This window comes from Actinomadura gamaensis (genome assembly GCF_042652125.1).
GTDB lineage: Bacteria > Actinomycetota > Actinomycetes > Streptosporangiales > Streptosporangiaceae > Spirillospora > Spirillospora gamaensis.
The window spans coordinates 17,828-37,419 of sequence record NZ_JBHSIT010000017.1 but is presented as its reverse complement, the minus strand read 5'-3'; the positions used below and the strand labels follow the sequence as shown (position 1 = coordinate 37,419).

Annotated in this window: 16 protein-coding genes; 3 read left to right on the top strand and 13 right to left on the bottom strand. The window is 71.8% G+C overall.

The annotated features are described in order from the left end of the window. Positions 1-182: 182 nt before the first annotated feature. The 6 genes from ACFPCY_RS39380 to ACFPCY_RS39355 form a co-directional block, all read right to left on the bottom strand. Complete coding sequence (locus tag ACFPCY_RS39380) at positions 183-1,448, bottom strand: class I SAM-dependent methyltransferase (protein WP_378264315.1); 1,266 nt, start codon at positions 1,446-1,448, stop codon at positions 183-185. A 97-nt stretch (positions 1,449-1,545) separates the two neighbouring features. Then, positions 1,546-2,913 carry an FAD-binding oxidoreductase gene (locus tag ACFPCY_RS39375; protein WP_378264313.1) on the bottom strand — a complete coding sequence of 456 codons (1,368 nt, stop codon included), beginning with the start codon at positions 2,911-2,913 and terminating at the stop codon, positions 1,546-1,548. 321 nt (positions 2,914-3,234) lie between these two features. Continuing rightward, positions 3,235-3,753: a DUF1707 and DUF4870 domain-containing protein gene (locus ACFPCY_RS39370; protein ID WP_378264311.1), complete on the bottom strand. Its 519-nt coding sequence runs from the start codon at positions 3,751-3,753 to the stop codon at positions 3,235-3,237. Between the two features lie 310 nt (positions 3,754-4,063). Next, a complete protein-coding gene (locus tag ACFPCY_RS39365; RefSeq protein ID WP_378264310.1) occupies positions 4,064-4,627 on the bottom strand; it encodes a glycoside hydrolase family 25 protein in 564 nt (187 codons plus the stop codon). A 352-nt stretch (positions 4,628-4,979) separates the two neighbouring features. Continuing rightward, a complete protein-coding gene (locus ACFPCY_RS39360) occupies positions 4,980-5,633 on the bottom strand; it encodes a pyridoxamine 5'-phosphate oxidase family protein (protein ID WP_378264308.1) in 654 nt (217 codons plus the stop codon). A gap of 110 nt (positions 5,634-5,743) precedes the next feature. Continuing rightward, positions 5,744-6,460: a polysaccharide deacetylase family protein gene (locus ACFPCY_RS39355; protein WP_378264306.1), complete on the bottom strand. Its 717-nt coding sequence runs from the start codon at positions 6,458-6,460 to the stop codon at positions 5,744-5,746. A 275-nt stretch (positions 6,461-6,735) separates the two neighbouring features. Here ACFPCY_RS39355 and ACFPCY_RS39350 point away from each other — a divergent pair, with 275 nt between their 5' ends. After that, complete coding sequence (locus ACFPCY_RS39350) at positions 6,736-7,110, top strand: hypothetical protein (protein WP_378264304.1); 375 nt, start codon at positions 6,736-6,738, stop codon at positions 7,108-7,110. A 358-nt stretch (positions 7,111-7,468) separates the two neighbouring features. On the opposite strand, the gene ACFPCY_RS39345 is transcribed toward ACFPCY_RS39350, so the two are convergent. After that, positions 7,469-7,819: an Rv3235 family protein gene (locus ACFPCY_RS39345; protein ID WP_378264521.1), complete on the bottom strand. Its 351-nt coding sequence runs from the start codon at positions 7,817-7,819 to the stop codon at positions 7,469-7,471. Positions 7,820-8,350: 531 nt separating this feature from the next. Here ACFPCY_RS39345 and ACFPCY_RS39340 point away from each other — a divergent pair. Next, positions 8,351-8,875, top strand: a complete 525-nt coding sequence (locus ACFPCY_RS39340) for a P-loop nucleotide/nucleoside kinase family protein (RefSeq protein WP_378264303.1) — start codon at positions 8,351-8,353, stop codon at positions 8,873-8,875. A 184-nt stretch (positions 8,876-9,059) separates the two neighbouring features. Here the strand turns inward: ACFPCY_RS39340 and ACFPCY_RS39335 are convergent, their stop codons facing one another. From ACFPCY_RS39335 to ACFPCY_RS39325, 3 genes are all read right to left on the bottom strand, one after another. Continuing rightward, positions 9,060-10,097 carry a DUF4192 domain-containing protein gene (locus ACFPCY_RS39335; RefSeq protein ID WP_378264301.1) on the bottom strand — a complete coding sequence of 346 codons (1,038 nt, stop codon included), beginning with the start codon at positions 10,095-10,097 and terminating at the stop codon, positions 9,060-9,062. 161 nt (positions 10,098-10,258) lie between these two features. After that, on the bottom strand, positions 10,259-10,759 hold the full coding sequence (locus tag ACFPCY_RS39330) for a phosphoribosyltransferase (RefSeq protein ID WP_378264299.1): 501 nt from the start codon (positions 10,757-10,759) through the stop codon (positions 10,259-10,261). A gap of 85 nt (positions 10,760-10,844) precedes the next feature. Next, entirely contained in the window at positions 10,845-11,867 is a 1,023-nt protein-coding gene (locus ACFPCY_RS39325; protein ID WP_378264297.1) for an MlaD family protein, read from the bottom strand. 210 nt (positions 11,868-12,077) lie between these two features. Between ACFPCY_RS39325 and ACFPCY_RS39320 the strand changes: the two genes are divergently transcribed. Further along, a complete protein-coding gene (locus tag ACFPCY_RS39320) occupies positions 12,078-14,309 on the top strand; it encodes an ATP-dependent DNA helicase (protein ID WP_378264295.1) in 2,232 nt (743 codons plus the stop codon). 62 nt (positions 14,310-14,371) lie between these two features. On the opposite strand, the gene ACFPCY_RS39315 is transcribed toward ACFPCY_RS39320, so the two are convergent. The 3 genes from ACFPCY_RS39315 to ACFPCY_RS39305 all read right to left on the bottom strand — a co-directional run bounded on the left by ACFPCY_RS39315 (position 14,372) and on the right by ACFPCY_RS39305 (position 19,340). Next, positions 14,372-15,583 (bottom strand): pyridoxal phosphate-dependent aminotransferase, encoded by a 1,212-nt coding sequence (locus ACFPCY_RS39315; RefSeq protein ID WP_378264293.1) that lies wholly within the window; start codon positions 15,581-15,583, stop codon positions 14,372-14,374. 251 nt (positions 15,584-15,834) lie between these two features. After that, positions 15,835-18,561 (bottom strand): ABC transporter permease, encoded by a 2,727-nt coding sequence (locus ACFPCY_RS39310; protein WP_378264291.1) that lies wholly within the window; start codon positions 18,559-18,561, stop codon positions 15,835-15,837. Then, a complete protein-coding gene (locus tag ACFPCY_RS39305) occupies positions 18,558-19,340 on the bottom strand; it encodes an ABC transporter ATP-binding protein (protein WP_378264519.1) in 783 nt (260 codons plus the stop codon). The genes ACFPCY_RS39310 and ACFPCY_RS39305 overlap by 4 nt, the downstream gene beginning before the upstream one ends. Positions 19,341-19,592 lie beyond the last annotated feature (252 nt).

Here is a 19,592-nt window from a genome sequence, read left to right as displayed (position 1 = left end):
CATAAAATCGTTCCCGAGGGCACGCAACTCTCACCGGGCGTCCCGCCGGACGTCCGGTGAGACGTTTCCTCGTCCCCCGGACGGCGGGCCCCGGCAGACCATCCTCGGAACAGGAGGAAGCCCGGCGCGCGTTCGACCCGCGCGCCGGGCTTCCGGCCCCGTCCGCCAGGACGGCCGCCCGCTCAGACTCCCCAGTCGGGGCGCAGCGGCATGTGCGCCGCGCCCTTCTCGTCCAGCTTGACGCCGAGCGTCTGGTGCAGCTGGATCCAGTTCTGCTCGAAGCCCACGATGCAGCCCGCCATGTACACGCGCCACACCCGGGCCGTGCCCTCACCGACCTCGGCCACGGCCTCGTCCCAGTGGGCGTCGAGGTTGCGGCACCAGCCCGCGAGCGTCCGCGCGTAGTGCTCGCGCAGGTTCTCCTGGTGCCGGATCTCGAACCCCACGTCGTTCATCTGCTGCTGGATGTAGCCGGGGCCCTCCAGCTCGCCGTCCGGGAAGACGTAGCGGTTGATGAACCCGGCCTGCTTGATCGGCGGCGCGAGGTTGTCCGGACGGGTGATGGTGTGGTTCAGCATCCGGCCGTACGGCTTGAGCTTGCCGTACAGGTGCGCGAAGTACGACGGCAGGTTGTCCTTGCCGATGTGCTCGGTGAGGCCGATCGAGCTGACCGCGTCGAAACCGGTCTCGGTCACGTCGCGGTAGTCCATGTGCCGCACCTCGGCCAGGTCCGAGAGGCCGCGCTCGGCGATCGCCTTCTGCGCCCACTCGGCCTGCTCCTTGGACAGCGTGACGCCGAGCGCCTTGACGCCGTACTCCTTGGCCGCGTGCATGACCATGCCGCCCCAGCCGCAGCCCACGTCCAGGAGCCGCATGCCCGGCTTCAGCCCGAGCTTCTTGGCCACCAGGTCGTGCTTGTGGAACTGGGCCTCCTCCAGCGTCGCGTTCTCCTCGGGGAAGCACGCGCACGTGTACGCCATGGACGGCCCGAGCACCCACTCGTAGAACGTGTTGGACACGTCGTAGTGGTGCGAGATCGCCTTCGCGTCCCGCTTCTTGGAGTGCCGCAGCCACGACGGGACGCGGCTGAACGGAGCCTCCTGCGGCGGCGGGTCCAGGCGCCGCGAGACGGCCGCGCGCAGCAGCGGGTCCTTCAGCACCTCCCGGAGCAGCATCGCCTTGTCGCGTCCGGTGATGTCGCCCAGTGCCGCCTGCAGCGTCGACAGCGCCTCGTACATGTTCCCGTGCACGTCGAGGTAACCGCTGACGTACGCGCGCGCGAGGCCGAGCGAGCCCGGCGCGTGCACCATGTGCGACAGCGCGTACGGCGAGGTCACCTCGATCCGGATGTCGGATCCGGGGCGTCCGGCGCGCGACCCGTCATAGGCGACGAACTCCACTGGCGCGTCAGGCCCGATGAGCTTTTCGAAGACCCTGGCCAGCGTCATTGTGAATCCCTCCTGTCTGTTCGCCCCGCCCGGCGGGACGACGGCGTCACTACCACCGGCCCCGGGCTCGGGGCCCTCCCCCCGATGCCGCGGACGATCAGCGTCCGCGCACGCACTTGTCGTAGAGATCCAGCAGCCGGGCCTCCGGGTCGTAGATCCCCTTCAGCCGCCGGTAGGTCTGCCCGTCGTAGTGCTTCCAGAACTCGTCGCGCGAGTAAAAAGACGTCGAGTACAGCGACTTGTGCCCGTCCAGCGCCGCGACCTCGCGCTCGATCATCCGGTTGTGGTACTCGGGGATCTGGCCCGGCGGAATCCGGACCGTTCCCCAGAAGCCCACGTTGACGTAGGCGCGGCCCGCCTCCAGCGGGTACAGCGGCCAGTTCTCGCGGGCCTTGAGCGGGCAGAGCCAGACCGGCTTCATGCCGACCTTCGCGTGGAAGAAGTCGAGGAACGCCGGCAGGTTCTCGACCGGCACCTCGATGTCCTGGATGACGTCCTCGCGGGGACGCTTGCCGCTCCACCGGTCCACCCGCGCGACGATCTGGTAGCGGCGGTCGTAGGCGACGAGCTTGCGGTACACGTCCGAGCGCTTGTACTTGTCCGGCCACAGGCGGCGGACGGCCGGGTTCTGCACGCCGAACGCGCCCGAGCACCAGAACCAGTCGGTGTCCCAGCGCCAGATGTAGTCGCGGACGGTCAGGAAGTCGACCGACCGCTCCTGGATGCTGCGGTAGTAGATCCGCTGGCCGGTGTAGTCGGAGGTGTAGGGCGCCTCGTCGGTGAAGAAGCCGAGCGTGATGTACTGCTCGTCCCCCGAGAAGACCGTGCCGTCCATGAAGTCGACGGTCTCGCCCTCGTACACGCCCGAGTCGGTGATCTCCGCCATCACCCGCGACAGCTCCCGCGCGGTGTCGAACCGCAGGTGCCGGAGGCGGACGTACCGCTTCACCGGGATGAGGTCGATCTTGATGCGGAGCGAGTAGCCGAGCGTCCCGTAGGAGTTCGGGAACCCGTAGAACAGGTCGGAGTGCTCGTTGTCGCGCGTCGCGGTGACGATCTCGCCGCCGCCGGTGAGGATCTCCAGCTCCCGGACGGCCTCGTGCGGCAGCCCCAGCCGGAACGAGGTCGACTCGATGCCGAGCCCGGTCACCGCGCCGCCGAGGGTGATCGTCTTGAGCTGCGGGACGACCGTGGGCATCAGCCCGTGCGGCAGCGTCGCGTCGACCAGGTCCTCGTAGGTGGTCATGCCGCCGACCTGCGCCGTCCGCGTCTCCGGGTCGACGCTCAGGACGCGGTCGAAGCCCGTGACGTCCAGGCCGGGGCCCTGCGCCGGGTCCCGCCAGCGGAACAGGTTCGAGGTCTTCTTGGCCAGCCTGACCGGCGTGCCCTTGGGGATCGCGTCATAGGACCGGCGCAGCCTCTCGACCGCGCGCTCGTGACCCCCGTCGACCGCAAGCTCCGTCATCTACCCCTCCCGCACACAGTAAATCGATCATCCCATGTATGTTCCACATAAAATGGCGAGAGGGTCGTCACAGGCCCGGACGGGAATAAACCGCCCACGCCGGACACCCCTCCGCGACCGCGTTCCCGCAGGCGACGCGGCCCTCACCATCATCGGGGACGATCGTTCCACTCGTGGCCGACACAGGCCACCGCCCTCGCGGCGGACCCGCGCACAACAGGGCCCCAACCGCCGTGCGGCGGAGTAGTCGGAAGGACGCGTGCCGGAAGGGCACGGGTCAGGAGGGCGCGAGTCGACGAGGGCGGGTCAGGAGGGCGCGCTCTACTTGACGAGGCGGAGGATGTACGGGGTGCGGAACGGCTGGCCGGTGAGCGCGAACAGCGCCGCGACCGCCGCGACGATCCAGGTGACCGCGTAGAGGACGGCGCCGAGCCCGAACGTCACGATCGTCACCAGCAGCACCGTGAGCTGGAAGTTCACCGCCTCGGCCGCATGCGCCCGCACGTACGCCGACCGCCTGCCGGCCGTCATCATCATGATCAGCGGCCCGACGAACAGGGTGAAGTACCCGAGCCCGTGCCCCACCGCCGCCAGCATCCGCTCCTCGGACGTCGGCGGTCCCCCGGCCGTCGCCGGCGTCCGTCCCGCCGTCGGCACCGGCTGGAGGTCCAGGAGGACGGCGTCGAGGTCCCGCCGCGTCTTGGCCGTCATCGCCAGGTGCGTCCGCATGTCGAACTCGTCGTGGTCGAGCCGTCCGTCGGCGTAGGCCACCTGGAGCCGCTCGACGACCTCGTCCCGCTCGGCGTTGGAGACCCTCAGATCCGCATACCCGCTGTCCATGCACCCATAGTGGGCCAGGGCCCGTCCGACCGCCATCGGGGAAGTCCCTGAGCCACCCCTGAGTCCCCATCCACCGCGCCGGGGAGGGAGGAGGACCGGTCGGATACGAGGCGCCGGTCGGGCGCGGGAACCGGTCGGATGCGGGGGCCGGTCGGATACGGGGGCCGGTCGGATACGGGGGCCGGTCGGATACGGGGGCCGGTCGGATACGGGGCGGCGCCACCGCCGGAAGGCCTGGAGGTGCGCGGACGGCCGGCAGCCCGGCACCCAGACGGCGAGGACGGTGGGGCCGGGGCCGGAACGGGGGACGTCAGTGGTCGTGGCCGAAGGCCCACTTCCGCAGGGCGGAGCGGCTGCCGAACCGGGCGACGTTCTTGTCGATCGGAGTGGAGGTGTACTGGTGGAACAGCCACTTCTCGTCGATGCCGGGGTCGCCCGCCTCGCGGTAGCTGGCGATCCACAGGCCGTCGGCCACGTAGTGGCTCGTGCGGCGGTCGTTCCACACGTGGCGGTCGCAGTAGAGGATCACTCGGTGGTGGGGCATCAGCTTCTTGACCTTGCGCAGGAACTTGTCCTTCTGCTTGCTGGAGGCGCGCTTGCCCTTCGAGGTGGTCTCCCAGTCCAGGGCGAGGATGTCGCCCTCGCGGGCGTGGCAGTGCTCGACGAAGTACTTGGCCTGGGCATTGATCCGGCGCGGGTGCAGGAAGTGGTAGAAACCGACCACACAGCCCGCCTTGCGCGCGGCGGCGGCCTGGGCGACGCGGTGGGGGTTGACGTAGGTACGTCCCTCGGTGGCCTTGATGATCACGAAGTCCACCTCGCCGTGCGGGCGGTAGTGCGGGTTGTACGAGGAGATGTCGACGCCGTGCAGCATGTGGGCCTCCCTGCCGTCGGAGCGAAACGGGTCCCTTACCGCTTTTCCGCCGACAGGTAAAGAATCTGTCACTGTGGGTGACGACGCGGTGTTCCACCGGCCAGTTACCTGGAGCTACTTCGTAACGTTACGAGTGCATACGGAGCGTATCCGGATTCGGGCACACCTCGGCGCGATGCCAGCGCGACCCGGCGCGGAGCGCGGGGCGGGCTGAGTGCGAGTGAAGACCGTCCGGCGGGCTGAGTGCAGGTGGAGACCGTCCGGTAGGTGGGTGTGGAGACCGTCCGGTAGGTGGGTGGGTGGGTGGGTGAAGACCGTCCGGTGGGCTCATGGTTCCGGACGGGACTGTGGGTCAGACGCTTCGAGGGTGGTTGCCGGGGAGTCGGCGTCGGGTGCGGGCGTCTGCGGCGGCGCCGAAGAAGTCGCCGCCCTTACGGCGCGTGTCGTCCGTCCCCCAGTGGCGCTCGCGCGGAAGGCGCGCCAGCAGCGGGATGTGCTTGGCGCAGTGGATGTACGCCTCCTCCACGTCCACCACGACCCAGCGCTCGGCGCGCCGCCCGGGGACGTCGGGTTCGGGCAGTTCCGGATATCGCGCCCGCATGTCCGCGTCGAGGACGATCCGGGCGGTGCCGTTGACGTGCAGTCCGATCACGTCCCGGAAGAAGTCGATGATCAGGATGCCGACGTGCGGGTTCTCGGTGATGTTCCCGAGGCTCGCCAGGACGCCGTTGCCCCGGTACTCCGGGTAGGCGATGGTCCGGTCGTCCGGCACGGCCAGGAATCCCGGCGGGCCGGCGCGGAAGCTGCAGTCGCACTCCCCGTACGCGTCCGACGTGGCGACGAACGCCATCTCCTGCCGCCGGACGAACTCGATCATCTTGGGGTTCAGGTGGTCGAGCACCTGGTCGTCGTAGAACCGCCGCGCGCGCCCGGCCGTCCCCGCCGTCTCCTGGAGCGCGTGCTCGCCCGCCGATCCGGGCTGCTCGCCGTCGCATGTTCCGGCCATGATTCCGTCCCCTCGCCCGCCGTCCCTGTCTCCTTCACGGACGGCGGGCCCGAACGGCTCACCCGAACGGCCGATCCCTCACGCGAGGGACCGGCCGGATCTCGCCGGGATCAGCGGTGCGCGTACGTCTTGCCGGGCTTGAGCGGGTGCCCGAACAGCTCGGAGACGGTCACGAACACGTAGCCCTTCTTGGCCAGCTTGCTCAGGATCGTCGGGACGGCGTTCACCGTCGTCGGGTGGATGTCGTGCATGAGCACGATGTAGCCCGGACGCGCCGCGCTCACCACGCGCCGCTCGACGGTCCTGGAGTTGCGGTCACGCCAGTCCAGCGGGTCGACCGCCCAGATGATCTGAGGCATCCCGAGCCGCTTGGTGACGGACGCGACCCGCGAGTTCGTCGCCCCGTACGGCGGCCGCAGCAGCTTCGGCGTGAACCCGCTCGCCTTCCGGATCGCCGCCTGGGTCTTGCCGATCTCGCTCTTGATCCCGGCCGTGGACAGCTTGGTGAGCTCCGCGTGCGTGTAGCTGTGGTTGCCGATCTCGTGCCCCGCCGCGAGCTCCTTGCGCACCAGGTCGGGACGCGCCTTGGCGTTGCGTCCGACCAGGAAGAACGTCACCCGCACGTGCCGCTGCGCCAGGATCTTCAGCAACTTGTCGGTGCCCGCCACCGGCCCGTCGTCGAAGGTCAGCGCGATGCACTTGACCTTGGCGCAATTGATCTTGCGCGGCGGAGCCGCCACCGGATTGCGCTGCGCGCTCAGCAGCTGCGCCTGCTGCGTCGTGCTCTGCCGTGCCGCCGCCAGATCGATCCGCCCGGCCGCGGCCACGGGCGCCAGTGAACTCACCGCCCCGCAAGCCGTCACGGCGGCCACCGCCGCCGCTCCCCGTCGAACCAACGCCTGCCGAACCCTCATCCCGCCTCCTGGGGGCGCCCGTTGCATTGATCGCCGGAGTCCGCCAGTGTAGGCCGCACCCGAACGCCGTCCGCCCCGGACGCGCCGAATGTCGGGGAACCGGCATCGCCCCGGCGATCGTTGACGCAATAATGCCGATCGCTCAGGAAAACCGCATCCCGAGCGCAAGAGAACGGACAGGACAACCGATGAGATTCCGGGACCGTTTCGGAATCCGCCGAAACCGCGGAACAACGGTCGCCAAGCTGGACCGCGAGGCCACCGACGACGACATCGAGGCGCTGATCGCGTTCGCCCGCTCACGTCCGGGCGTCGAGTTCTACGTGGAGCCCGAGACCTTCGCCACCGACACCACCGCCGTGGCCGTCGCCACCGACGGCGAATGGACCCGCCGCCGCGTCGGCTCCCCCAAGGTCATCGGCAAGGTCGCCCGCGACCTCGGCATGCCCGTCTACGACGTCCAGATCGTCGGCTACCCACCCCGCATGCGCGCCTGGAACGAGCGCAACCGCCACCGCCGCATAGACCCCGGCAGCCCCGGCGAAGCCGTCCGCCGCCCCTGACACTCACCACCCCGCTTCCCCGAACGGCCACAACCGGCCGCCCGCCGCCACCAAGCCGGCACCTCCCCCTGACCCCGCCCGCCGTGCCGCCGAGCGGCTGAAGGAGCGCGGGCCGACCGTGAACGGGACACCGCACTCGCCCGCGATCCGGTTGACCAGCCTCCACAGGTACGACTGCCCGCGCCGAGGGTGACCGGCCGACCCCGCCGACCCCGCCGACCCCGCCGACCCCGCCGACCCCGCCGACCGCGCCGACCGCGCCGACCGCGCCGACCGCGCCGACCGCGCCGACCGCGCCGACCGGGATCCCGGAGGTCCCGGACGCCGTTACCGATCCGGCGCGCGCACTGTGCCAGCGCTAGGCACTGGACGTCGCCACCCGGCGGAGAGCGGTGGTTTCGAGTTCCGCGCACCGCCACCGCCCGTGCCGGAGCTCCATCCGGAGCGCGACCCCGTGGACGCGCCCCCGGAACAGGACGACGGCCCCACCCTCAGCGGCCCGTCCGTCCACCTGCTGCACCCAGCAGGACAGCACCTGCGGCACGGCCACCGGCCCGCTCACGGCCACGCCCTCATATCCGAGCACCGCTTTCCCGGCCAGCGCCTCCAGCAGCAGGTGAACCACCTGCGCCGCCACCTGCCGAGCCCCCACGGCGGACTCGCCTCCGGGCAGCACCCGCAAAGGCACCCGCCCAGCGCCGCCGCCCACCAGGTCCAACGCGAGGTTCCCCGCCGTGGCCGAGCCCCCACCGCACCGAACGTCACGTCCACCCACAATGCCTCCCCAGGAATCACCGACTCCTAAAGGAGCCCTCACCCCACCTCCTGATGCACCGTGACCACCTACGGCCACTCGAGTAACAACCGCAACAGCCGGCCACCCACCGCTGCCTCCAAGAGGGGCTCGAACTGCGCCGCTTCACCCCTCGTCAGCGCCTACCCGCCCACCAGCGAACACCGCGACCTGCGCAGGCGTGCGCCCCGCGCAGGCGTGCGCCCCGCGCAGGCGTGCGCCCCGCGCAGAACGGGCTTGAGCAGGACGAGCACCGAAGAGCACCGGCTCGCGGGCCTTCGCGCGCCCAGCCGACCAGCCGGACGGAGCGGCAGCCCCGCGAACATGCCGGGCGGCCCCGAGCGCGCGGCCAGACCGTCACGGGGGCCTCCATGCTCCTGTGCTCGGCCTGTGAGCAGGCGAATAAAGCGATGGTGGTCTCATCGGCCTTCCTGCCACGATTCGGGCGTGACCACGTTGTTCCTGATGGTCGGCCTGCCAGGGGCCGGAAAGACCACGCAAGCCCGGCAGCTCGCCGCGGAGCACGGCGCGCTGCGTCTGACGCCCGACGACTGGATGATTCCCCTGTTCGGCGAGGCGGAGGCGGACGGGAAGCGCGACGTGCTGGAAGGGCGCCTGCTCTGGCTCGCCTTGGAGGCGGTCAAAGTGGGCACCGACGTCGTCCTGGACTACGGCTGCTGGTCGCGGGACGAACGGTCGGCGATCCGCTGGCTGGTGGAGGCCGAGAGAGCCTGCTTCCGCATGGTCTACCTGCCGGTGGACGAGGAGACCCAACGCGCGCGTATCGCCAACCGCTGGGCGACCGACTCCGAGAAGACGGTGGCGATATCGGACGCCGACATCGTGGACGGGCGGGCGCTCTTCGAGGAACCCGACGCGGCAGAGCTGGAGGGCCGTGAGATCGCTGACCCGCCGCCCGGCTGGGACGGCTGGCGGAAGTGGGCCGCCGACCGGTGGCCGTCGTTCGCGTGACGGCTGCGGCCCACGACCCCGCAGCCGTACCGAGCGTTCACCGGCCGCCTACTGCGCCGACGATCTGGCACGCCACTGGCCTGGAATCCCCCGGCTGATCGACAACGGGGTGATCGCACCGGACAGCGACGGCCTGGGCGAGCACCTCGATGCCTCGCCGCCAGCGGGCGCCGGCGGTGGCGAGTCATGGGTGGGGCTCCGGGCGAAGGGTTTCGGGATGGTCGCGGGCCTTGTAGAGGTCGGCCAGGTCTTGCGGGGTGAGTTTCAAGCGCGCCTTCTTCGGCGGGACGCCGAGGGCGATGATGGCGCGGATCAGGGCCGCCATGGAGTAGTGGGGATCGGCCTCCTCGGCGCGGTCCAGGGCCAGGTTCGCCAAGCCGCCGTCGCCCGTGGTGTAGGCGAGGAAGGCCAGCAGGGACGCCGGGGCGGCGGCGTGGCGGAGGTCGGTTCTGCGGAGGATCTCTCGCCAGAGGGGCAGGTCCGTCTCGTGGTCGAGGCGGACCCAGATCTCGTCTCGGACGCGCAGGTCGGTCATGAGGACGGACAGCATGGCCGCGTCGGCGTTCGTGGTGCCGCCGGCAGCGCGGATGCCGGTGAGAAGGTCCAGCGCCTTGGTCGTTTTGCGGGCGGTCAGGGCTTGGGCGGACGGTGTCTCCTGCGTCCACTGCTGGATTTCGGCTTCGGCTCGGAGGGTGGCGCGGCGGACCGCGGCCTGCGATGCGCCGGGTGCGGGGGCCAGGGAGTTGCGGAGGTCGTCCCGGTTGGGGAGGGCGGTGTGGCCGGCGTAGGCCGCTCGGGCGGCGAGTTCGGTGGTGCTGGTGTCGAAGGGGCGGCCTTCGGGCGGGCAGCACCTCTCCAGGCAGGTGAGGGACCACCAGCGGCCGTCCGCGACGCGCATGGCCTCGACGGTGCGGACGTCGGCGGCGGCGAGGGACTCCCAGGTGGCCGACGCGGCGGCGGTCACCTTCGCGGGGTCGCCGTAGCCGACGATGAGGGCCTTGCGGAAGCCGTTGCGGCCGATCACGGTCGCGATCCGCTCGGCCGCCTCGCGGGTGGCGGACGGGTCGTCCGGTAAGTCGACGCGGACGGCGCAGGTGCTCTCCGGGCCGTCGAAGCCCAGCACGACGAGGCTGTCCGACGGGTGGAAGCCGAGCAGGTACGGGACGGCGGCGATGGCGTCGTCGGGGGTCCGGATCACCAGACGGGTCGATGCGTTGGTCATGCTTCGACCCTGGCCGACCCGGCTCCGGGGTCGCCACCGGGCGGCCGATCTGTGGATAACCGAACGGGTGCCTTAGGCGCGGCCCACGATTTCGCAGGTCGTGCCCCTATGAGTGAGGCCGGGCCCGGCGGAGGGACCCGGCCTTTGCGAGGGGCGAACCGTCAGGCGTCCAGGACCTGGTCGTCCCGCTGCACGACCGGGGGCAGCGTGGACCACGGGAAGTTGATCCAGCGGTCGGTGTGGCGCCACACGTACTCGCACTTCACGGTCGAGTGGGGCTTCTCGTAGACGACGGCGCAGCGGACGTCCGCGACGTGGTCGGCGCAGAAGTCCCGGACGAGCTTGAGGGTCGCGCCGGTGTCGGCGACGTCGTCGGCGACCAGGACGCGCGCGCCGGAGAGGTCCACGGGGGCGGGGACGGGCGGGAGCATGACCGGCATGTCGAGCCGCTGGTCCACGCCGGTGTAGAACTCGACGTTCATGACGTGCAGGTTCTTGACGTCGAGGGCGTAGCCGAGGGCGCCCGCCACGAACAGCCCGCCGCGCGCGATCGACAGGATCAGGTCCGGCCGGTAACCGCTCTCGGCGACCGCGACGGCCAGCTCGCGGCTGGCCGTGCCGAACAGTTCCCAGGTCAGGACTTCTCTTTCAGCATCAGACACAGCAGTATCTTCGCGGACGCTCTGGACCGTTCCGTCCCTGGGGCTGTCCCAAAGCGCTCTTCGGGGCCGACCGCAACGCGGCCCGTCAGCGCGCGGGCGTGGCGGTGGCGCAGAGGTCGATGAAGATCCCGCAGGGCGTGATCTGCTGGCTGTCGATCATCATCGCGGTGCGGTACCCGGACGGTCCGGGGCCGTTCAGCATGCCGCCGAGCCCGTTGAAGAGCCGGGTCAGGTTCGTGATCAGCAGGCTCAGCGCGGGACGGTTCGCCGCGACGAGCGTGGCCGGCCCGCTGAGGTCGTCGATGAGGCTCCCGGCGTTCGCCCCGTGGTCGCGGAGCCGGTCGCCGACGCGTCCGCTCAGGATTCCGGCCTGGTCGAGCAGCGCGGTGATCCGGTCCGGCCGGTCGCCGACGAGCGCGGTCAGCCCGGACGCGTCGCGGCTCGTCCGGACGATCTCGTCGCCGCGTCCCTGGAACGTTCCGGCCAGGCCGTTCAGGCTGCCGATCAGCGTCCGCAGCTCGGCGCGGTCGGACGTGCCCAGCCCGGCCAGGCGGCTGCCGTTGTCGATCGTCCGGTGCAGTGCGGGCCCCTGACCGTTCAGGCCCTCCGACAGCGTCCGCGTCAGGGTGACCACGTCGTCGGGGTCGATCGCCTGGCTGAGCCGGTAGGCGGGCATCGCCGTCTCAGCCGGATCGGACGCCTCGCGCGTGCGCGCGATGGCATCGCCGTCCGCGAGATAGGGACCGTCCCCGGCCCCGGCGAAATCCAGCGAGATCTCCTTCGGCCCGAAGATGGACACCGGGTCGATGCGGGCCTCGGCCCCGCGCGGGACGCGCACGCCGCGATCCACGCGCAGACGCACGCGCACACGGCCGTCCCCAGTGAGTTTCACGGAATCGACGTTCCCGACCGTCACCCCACGGACCTTGACGTCCGACCTGCTGTCGAGCCCCTGCCCCGCGCGCGCGAAAGTGGCGCTGTAGTAGCGGGACGGCGGTGGGGACGGGTTCGCCGCATACACGGCGAGGCCCGACGCACCGGCGATGACGGCCGCGCCGAAGCAGCTGAACACTGCCCGGGACCGCCCGGAAAGCCCGACTTCGGACATGCGTCAACCCCCTCGACGGGCAGCGGAATAAGTAAGTGCTTCATTATGTGGGCCGCGTTCCAGCCGAGACCGTCCGAAACCGTGTGATCTGGACAACTGCCCAGCGGCTGCTGGTCGAGGAAGTGATCCAGGCCACTGGGTCGTTACCGCCTGGGCCAACCGCGCCGGCTTGGCCGCGAGCACGGCGGACGGACGGTAGCGTTGGGCGTCGTGCCCGCCCCTGATCTGCTCTCCAGCTCCGCCGACGCCGAAGAGTCGGCCGGTTCCGCGCGTCCCGCCAAAGGCAAGGGCGTGCCCGCCACGGCCGGACGCGTCCCCGACACGGCCACGCTGCTCTCCGCCGCCGTCCAGGCCATCGGCGGCGCCGAGCGGACCGGACAGGTCGCCATGGCCGAGGCCGTGGAGAAGGCGCTCGGCGACGGCGAGCACCTCGCCGCGCAGGCGGGCACCGGCACCGGAAAGTCGCTCGCCTACCTCGTCCCGGCGATCCGGCACGCGGTCACCAAGGGGCGGACGGTCGTGGTCTCGACCGCGACCATCGCCCTCCAGCGGCAGCTGGTGGACCGCGATCTGCCGCGGCTCGCCGAAGCCCTCCGGCCGCACCTGGGCACCGAGCTGAAGTTCGCGATTCTCAAGGGCCGCCGTAACTACCTGTGCCTCCACCGCGTCCAGACCGGCGTTCCGGACGAGCAGGAAGAAGACCACGGCCTGTTCGATCCGCAGCAGCTCTCCACGCTCGGCCGCCAGGTGAAACGGCTGAACGAATGGGCGGACGAGACGCAGACGGGCGACCGCGACGAGCTCGTTCCGGGCGTGAGCGAACAGGCGTGGCGTCAGGTCGCGGTCACCGCCAAGGAATGCCTGGGCGCGACGCGGTGTCCGCAGGGCACGGAGTGTTTCGCCGAGCTGGCCCGCGCGCAGGCGGGCGAGGCGCACATCGTCGTCACCAACCACGCGCTGCTCGCGATCGACGCTCTCGAGGAGTTCCAGGTCCTCCCCGAGCACGACATCGTCATCGTGGACGAGGCGCACGAACTCGTCGACCGCGTCACCGCCGTAGCCACGGGCGACATTTCAGCTTCCGCTGTAGACACGGCCGCCCGGCGCTGCGGACGGCTCATCGAAGAGGGCGTCGCCGACCGTCTGAAGGTCTCGGCAGAGGATCTGACGCTTCTCCTGGAGGAATTTCCTGCAGGACGTATGGACGTCCTGCCCGAGGCCCTCGGCAACGCGCTCGCCGTCGTCCGGGACGCCGCGCACGCCTGCCTCACCGCGATCGGTCCGGAGAAGAAGGAAATGGACCCGGCCGACGCGGGCGCGCGCAAGGCGGCCCGGTCCGCGCTGGAGGATCTGCACGACACGGCCGTCCGGATCCTGGAGTCCTACCAGGTCGAGATCGCCGCGCGGAACGAGGTCGTCTGGCTGGAGAAGCCGTTCGTGCAGGACGGCCGTCCGAAGCGTCCGCCGACGTTGCACGTTGCACCGATCGGCGTGGGAGGGCTGCTGCGCGCGACGCTCTTCGAGAAGCGCACGGCCGTCCTCACGTCCGCCACACTCACGCTGGGCGGATCCTTCGAACCCCTGGCTCGCCAATGGGGTTTGCCTCCGCTTGACGTCCCGGCGCAGCGCGCCCCCGCGCAAGCCGATGCCGAGGCTCAGCCCGAGAAGGCCCCGTCCGAAAAGGCCCAGCCCGAAAAGACGCAGTCCGAAAAGGCCAAGCCCGAGAAGGGCAAGCAGGACCTGGCGTGGACGGGCATCGACGTCGGGTCGCCCTTCGACCATCCGCGCTCGGGCATCCTCTACGTCGCGCGGCACCTGCCGCAGCCGGGCCGCGACGGCCTCCCCGACGCCTACCTGACCGAGATCACCGAGCTGATCGAGGCCGCCGGAGGCCGCACGCTCGGGCTGTTCTCCTCGATGCGCGCCGCCCGCCAGGCCGCCGACGAGCTGAAGGACCACCTGTCGCACCCGCTGCTCTGCCAGGGCGAGGACTCCACGTCCCTGCTGGTCAAGCAGTTCGCCGAGGACGAGCGGACCTGCCTGTTCGGCACCCTGTCGCTCTGGCAGGGCGTGGACGTGCCCGGCCCGTCGCTGCAACTGGTGATCATGGACCGGATCCCGTTCCCCCGCCCGGACGACCCGGTCGCGTCGGCGCGGCAGCGGGCGGTCGCGGCGCGCGGCGGCAACGGCTTCATGACGGTCGCGGCGACGCACGCCGCGCTGCTGCTGGCGCAGGGCGCGGGCCGTCTCCTGCGCGCGATGGACGACCGGGGCGTGGTGGCCGTTCTCGACCCGAGGCTCGCGACGGCGCGGTACGGCGGTTTCCTGAAGGCGTCCCTGCCGCCGTTCTGGGCGACGACCGATCCGCAGGTCGTGCGGGGTGCGCTCCGCCGTCTCGACCAGGCCGCGGCGGCGAGCGGGAAGGACGGGGACGCCGAGTAGCCTCCGGCCTCCCCGCGGGCCACAGAACGCTTTCGCGGCGCTCCGAAAGTCTCACCTGACGGTCAGGGACGGTAGGTGCCGAGGAAGTCGCCGATGCGGCCGATCGCCTCTTCGAGCTCGTCGGCGTACTGGAGCGTCACGATCCGGAAGTGGTCGGGCGTCGGCCAGTTGAAGCCGGTGCCCTGCACGATCAGGATGTTCTGCTGCTCCAGCAGGTCGAACGCGAACTGGACGTCGTCCTTGACCGGGTACGTCTCCGGGTCGAGGCGCGGGAAGACGTAGAGCGCGCCGGCCGGGCGGACGCAGCTCACGCCGGGGATGTCGTTGAGCATCTTCGCGGCGCGGTCGCGCTGCTCGCCGAGCCGTCCGGTCGGCAGGACGAGCTCCTCGATGCTCTGCGTGCCGCCGAGCGCGGCCTGCACGGCGTACTGCGCGGGGACGTTCGGGCACAGCCGCATGTTCGCGAGGATGTCGAGGCCCTCGATGTAGGACTCGGCGTGCTCCTTCGGGCCGGAGAGGATCACCCAGCCGCACCGGAACCCGGCCACCCGGTAGTTCTTCGACAGTCCGCCGAAGGTCAGGCAGAGCAGGTCGGGGGCGAGCGAGGCGATCGAGGTGTGCGCCGCGCCGTCGTACAGGATCCGGTCGTAGATCTCGTCGGCGAAAATCAGCAGGCCGTGCCGGCGCGCCAGCTCGGTGATGCCGAGCAGCACCTCGCGCGGGTAGACCGCGCCGGTCGGGTTGTTCGGGTTGATGATCACGACCGCCCGGGTGCGGTCGGTGATCTTGCTTTCCAGGTCGTCGAGGTCGGGCGCCCAGCCCGCCGCCTCGTCGCACCGGTAGTGCACCGGCACGCCGCCGGACAGCGACGTCGCGGCCGTCCACAGCGGGTAGTCCGGAGTGGGGATGAGCACCTGGTCACCGTCGTCGAGCAGCGCCTGGAGCGTCATCACGATCAGCTCGGAGACGCCGTTGCCCAGGTAGACGTCCTCGACGTCCACTCCGGCGATGCCCAGCTCCTCGCACCGCTGGACCACGGCGCGGCGGGCGGGCAGGATGCCCTTGGAGTCGCTGTAGCCGTGCGCCTCCGGCAGGTTGCGGATCATGTCCTGCAGCAGTTCGGGCGGGGCCTCGAACCCGAACGGAGCGGGGTTCCCGATGTGCAGCTTGAGGATCCGGTTGCCCTGCGCCTCCAGCTCCCTGGCGCGCTTCAGGACCGGACCGCGGATGTCGTAACAGACGTTGGCGAGCTTGCCCGACTGGTTGACCTGCATTGCAACAGCCTATCCAGGCAAACCGCGCATCCTGCGGCGCACCGTCCTCGCACCGTCCTCGCCGCCCGATCGCGTCCTCCGAGACCGCATACGGGCCGTCCTCGTGCGCGCACGAGGCGTCCGCTTAGGCCGCGCGGGTGGGACGACCGTGACTCCGGCGGCGCGAGGCACAGGAGTGACAACCATGCGCGTGCGCGCCCGGCACCGTCCGCCCCCCTGAAAACACCGAGGGCGGACGGCGCGGACGCGTCTCACGTGGACGCCACGGCGGTGAGCGCCGGAAGCCGTGCCGCTCGGCGCGCGGGCCGCAGCGCGGCCAGGACGCCGGCGACCGCGCCGACCAGCAGGATCACCACCAGAGGCACGGCCGGGACGGAGAACGGGTTCGACATCGCGCCGACCAGCGCCCAGCCGAGGAAGAGGCCGAGGCCCGCGCCGCCCGCCGTGCCGAACAGCGACACGATGAGCGACTCCCACCGGATCATCGACCGCAGCTGCCGCCGGGTCGCGCCGACCGCCCGCAGAAGCCCCAGCTCACGCGTCCTCTCATGGACGGACAGGGCGAGCGTGTTCGCGATCCCGAGCAGCGCGATCACGATCGCCAGCGCCAGCATCACGTACACGATCCCGAGGAACGCGTTCATCTGCTTGGTCTGCGCCGCGACGTACTCTGGCCGGTTCTGGACATCCGGCGCCCCGTACGAGCGGGCCAGCGAGGTGAGCGCGGCCCGCGCGTCCGCCTCCGACACGCCCTGCTTCGGCTTCGCGAACGCCACGATGTCCTGCGGCCGCCGGTTGTGCTCGGCCCACACCGACCGCGGGACGAGGTAGTCCCCGGCCAGATCGGCCCGCTTGTAGATCGCGCCGACCGTCATCGGCAGCCGCGAACCGTCCGAGAACGTGACCGTGACCGTCGCCCCGACCCGCCATTTCCGCTGGTCGGCGACCTTCTCCGCCACCGCCAGCACCCCCGGCCCAGCCCCCCGTGCTCCCCCGCCGGACGCGCCACCGCCGTTGCCCGACGCGCCGCCCGACGTGCCCGACGTGCCGCCACCGGTGCCCGACGCGCCACCGGACGTGCCGCTGCCGGTGCCGGACGCGCCGCCCGACGTGCCCGACGTGCCGCCACCGGTGCCCGACGCGCCGCTGGGGCCGGGGCCTGGTGCTGGCGCGGAAGGCGAGGACGGGTCGGACGGGAGGGTGCCGGACGTGACGTCCAGGCGGAGGACCCGCGCGAGCTGCGCGGGGTCGGCGACGCCCACCGTCGCTGTGTGGCCGTCCACGCGGGCCGCGCCCTTGCCGAGCCCGGCGGCCGTCTCGATCTGGGGCAGCGCGGCGGCGCGCGCGGCCAGGGACGGCTCGAATCCGCCGCTCGCGTTCGTGCCGCCGTTCACGACGAGGCCCGAGCGGAACGAGCCCGCGACGCCGTCCGCCAGGGAGGCGCGCAGCGACCCGGCGAAGACCGTGAGCAGCGTGACCACGCCGACGCCGATCATGAGCGCGGTCGCGGCCCCGGCGGTGCGGCGCGGCGAGCGCACGGCGCTCTCGCGGGCGAGCCGCCCGGGCACGCCGCGCCACCGGGCCGCGGGCATGCCGATGAGAGCCGCGGCCGGACGAGCCGCGACCGGCCCCAGCGCCACCAGCGCGACCAGCGACATCAACGCGCCCACGCCCGTCCACGCCGCACGGCCGACGACCGCCCCGAACACCGCCGCCCCGACGCCGACGGCCGCCACCACCGAGCCCACGATGACACGCGCCTCCGACATTCCGGCGGGCTCGGCCGCCGACTCCCGCAGCGCGGCGATCGGCGGGATCCGGGCGGCGCGCACCGCGGGTCCGAGCACGGCCAGCAGCGTGACGGCCAGCCCGACCGGCACGGCGATCAGCAGCGTCCGCGCGGTGATCACGACGCCCTGCGCGTCCAGGCCCATGCCGAAGCCCTGGAACAGCAGCTTCAGCAGCGCCGCGCAGCCGACGCCGCCCGCGGCCCCGGCCGCGGTGGCGACCCCGCCGACGACCAGCGCCTCCGCGCCCACGAGCAGGGTGAGCTGGCGGCGGCTCGCGCCGACCGCGCGCAGCAGCGCCGACTCGCGCACCCGCTGGGCGAGCGTGATCGCGAACGTGTTGTGGATGGAGAACGCCGCGACCAGCAGCGCGACCGCGCCGAAGGCGGCCAGCGCGCTCTGGAAGACCTTGAGGAAGCCGTCCCGGACCTGCCCGACGCCCTCGTCCACCAGCGCCTTCCCGGTGATCGCCTCGGTTCCGGCGGGCAGGACGCGGGACACGCGCGCGGCCAGCTCGCCCTGCCCGACGCCGGATCCGGCGCGGACGGCGACGCCGGTCAGGCGCCCGGTCCCGTGCGCCACGTACCGCTGCGCGCCTTCGAGGGAGAAGGCGGTGAACGCGGTCTCGCCGAACGCGGGATCCTTGCCGAACATGCTGATGCCGACGACCGTCACCGGCACCCGCTCGGGCGTGAGGACGACGGTCCGGTCCCCCACGCGCAGGTGCCCGTCGTCGGCGGCGCGCTTGTTGATCACGACCTCGTCCGGCGCGCGCGGCGCGCGGCCCTGCGCGATCCGGTACGCGTTGAGCGCGGGGTCCTCGATCCAGTTCCCGGCGACGCGCGGACCGCGTTCGGGGATGACCTTCCCGTCCCGGCCGAGCGGCTGGCCGGCCCCCTGGATCACCGGCTGCGCGTCCGCCGTGCCCGGCACGGCCCGCACCTTCGGCAGGACGGCCCCGTCGATCTCGCCGGGCAACTGTCCCGGCGACCTGCTCACGCGCGTCGCGTTCCGGACCATCACGTCGGTGTCGCCGTAGGCGTTCGCGAAGTACCGGTCGATCGCGTGCGACAGCGTGTCGCCGAGCGCGAGCGTCCCGGTGAGGAACGCGACGCCGAGGAACACCGCGACCAGCGACGACGCGAGCCGGCGGCGGCGTCCCCACAGCTCCCGGACGGCCAGCCCGATCATGCCGCACCGCCCAGCGAGCGCATCCGGTCCAGGACGCGGTCGGGCGTCGGGGCGTCCATCACGTCCACGATCCGGCCGTCCGCGAGGTAGATCACGGAGTCGGCGTGCGCGGCGGCGGCCGGATCGTGGGTGACCATCGCGACGGTCTGGCCGAGATCGTCCACCGAGCGGCGGAGCAGGGCCAGCACCTCCGCGCCGGTGCGCGAGTCGAGGTTGCCGGTCGGCTCGTCCGCGAACACGATCTCCGGACGGGTGATCAGCGCGCGGGCGAGCGCGACCCGCTGCTGCTGGCCGCCGGACAGCTCCGCGGGCCGGTGCCCGAGCCGGTCGCCGAGCCCCAGCGTCCGGACGACGGTGTCGAACCACTGCTGGTCGGGGCGCGTCCCGGCGAGCGTGGTCGGCAGCAGGACGTTGTCGCGGGCGGTCAGCGTCGGCAGCAGGTTGAACGCCTGGAACACGAACCCGATCCGCTCCCGGCGCATCCGCGTGAGCTTCGCGTCGGGCAGCGCGCCGAGATCGACGCCGCCGACGAACACGCGGCCGGAGGTCGGCGCGTCCAGGCCCGCGACGCAGTGCATGAGCGTGGACTTGCCCGCGCCGGACGGTCCCATGATCGCGGTGAACCGCCCGCCGGGCAGCGTCACGCTCACCCCGTCCAGGGCCCGGACGGCGGTCGGGCCCGTCCCGTACACCTTCGACAGCCGCTCGGTGCGCGCGCCGCCGTCCCCGCTCGCCGCCCCACCCGCGGCTTCACTCGCGGTCCCCCTCGCGGACGACATCGCCCCCGCAGACGGCATCGCTCCCGCAGACGGCGTCACGCCTGCGGACGGCGTCACGCCCCTGCCCGAGGGGCGCGCGTCGGCGTGGTTCTCTCTGCTCTTCTTCATGACGTCGACGCTCCCGCGCGGACGGTGTTCGCGTCGTCCGGCGGGAAGCGGCTTGAGCAGTGCGTCCTGCGCAGCAGTCGCGCCCTCCGGCGTACCGCACCGGGCGTAGGCGGACGGCGAATGCCCACGTCGCGGCGTCGCGCC

What these genes read in the sequence shown, in the direction of transcription:
- ACFPCY_RS39380 (WP_378264315.1), bottom strand. Translation starts at nt 1,448, where the DNA reads ATGACGCTGGCCAGGGTCTTCGAAAAGCTCATCGGGCCTGACGCGCCA.
- ACFPCY_RS39375 (WP_378264313.1), bottom strand. Translation starts at nt 2,913, where the DNA reads ATGACGGAGCTTGCGGTCGACGGGGGTCACGAGCGCGCGGTCGAGAGG.
- ACFPCY_RS39370 (WP_378264311.1), bottom strand. Translation starts at nt 3,753, where the DNA reads ATGGACAGCGGGTATGCGGATCTGAGGGTCTCCAACGCCGAGCGGGAC.
- ACFPCY_RS39365 (WP_378264310.1), bottom strand. Translation starts at nt 4,627, where the DNA reads ATGCTGCACGGCGTCGACATCTCCTCGTACAACCCGCACTACCGCCCG.
- ACFPCY_RS39360 (WP_378264308.1), bottom strand. Translation starts at nt 5,633, where the DNA reads ATGGCCGGAACATGCGACGGCGAGCAGCCCGGATCGGCGGGCGAGCAC.
- ACFPCY_RS39350 (WP_378264304.1), top strand. Translation starts at nt 6,736, where the DNA reads ATGAGATTCCGGGACCGTTTCGGAATCCGCCGAAACCGCGGAACAACG.
- ACFPCY_RS39335 (WP_378264301.1), bottom strand. Translation starts at nt 10,097, where the DNA reads ATGACCAACGCATCGACCCGTCTGGTGATCCGGACCCCCGACGACGCC.
- ACFPCY_RS39325 (WP_378264297.1), bottom strand. Translation starts at nt 11,867, where the DNA reads ATGTCCGAAGTCGGGCTTTCCGGGCGGTCCCGGGCAGTGTTCAGCTGC.
- ACFPCY_RS39315 (WP_378264293.1), bottom strand. Translation starts at nt 15,583, where the DNA reads ATGCAGGTCAACCAGTCGGGCAAGCTCGCCAACGTCTGTTACGACATC.
- ACFPCY_RS39310 (WP_378264291.1), bottom strand. Translation starts at nt 18,561, where the DNA reads ATGATCGGGCTGGCCGTCCGGGAGCTGTGGGGACGCCGCCGCCGGCTC.
- ACFPCY_RS39305 (WP_378264519.1), bottom strand. Translation starts at nt 19,340, where the DNA reads ATGTCGTCCGCGAGGGGGACCGCGAGTGAAGCCGCGGGTGGGGCGGCG.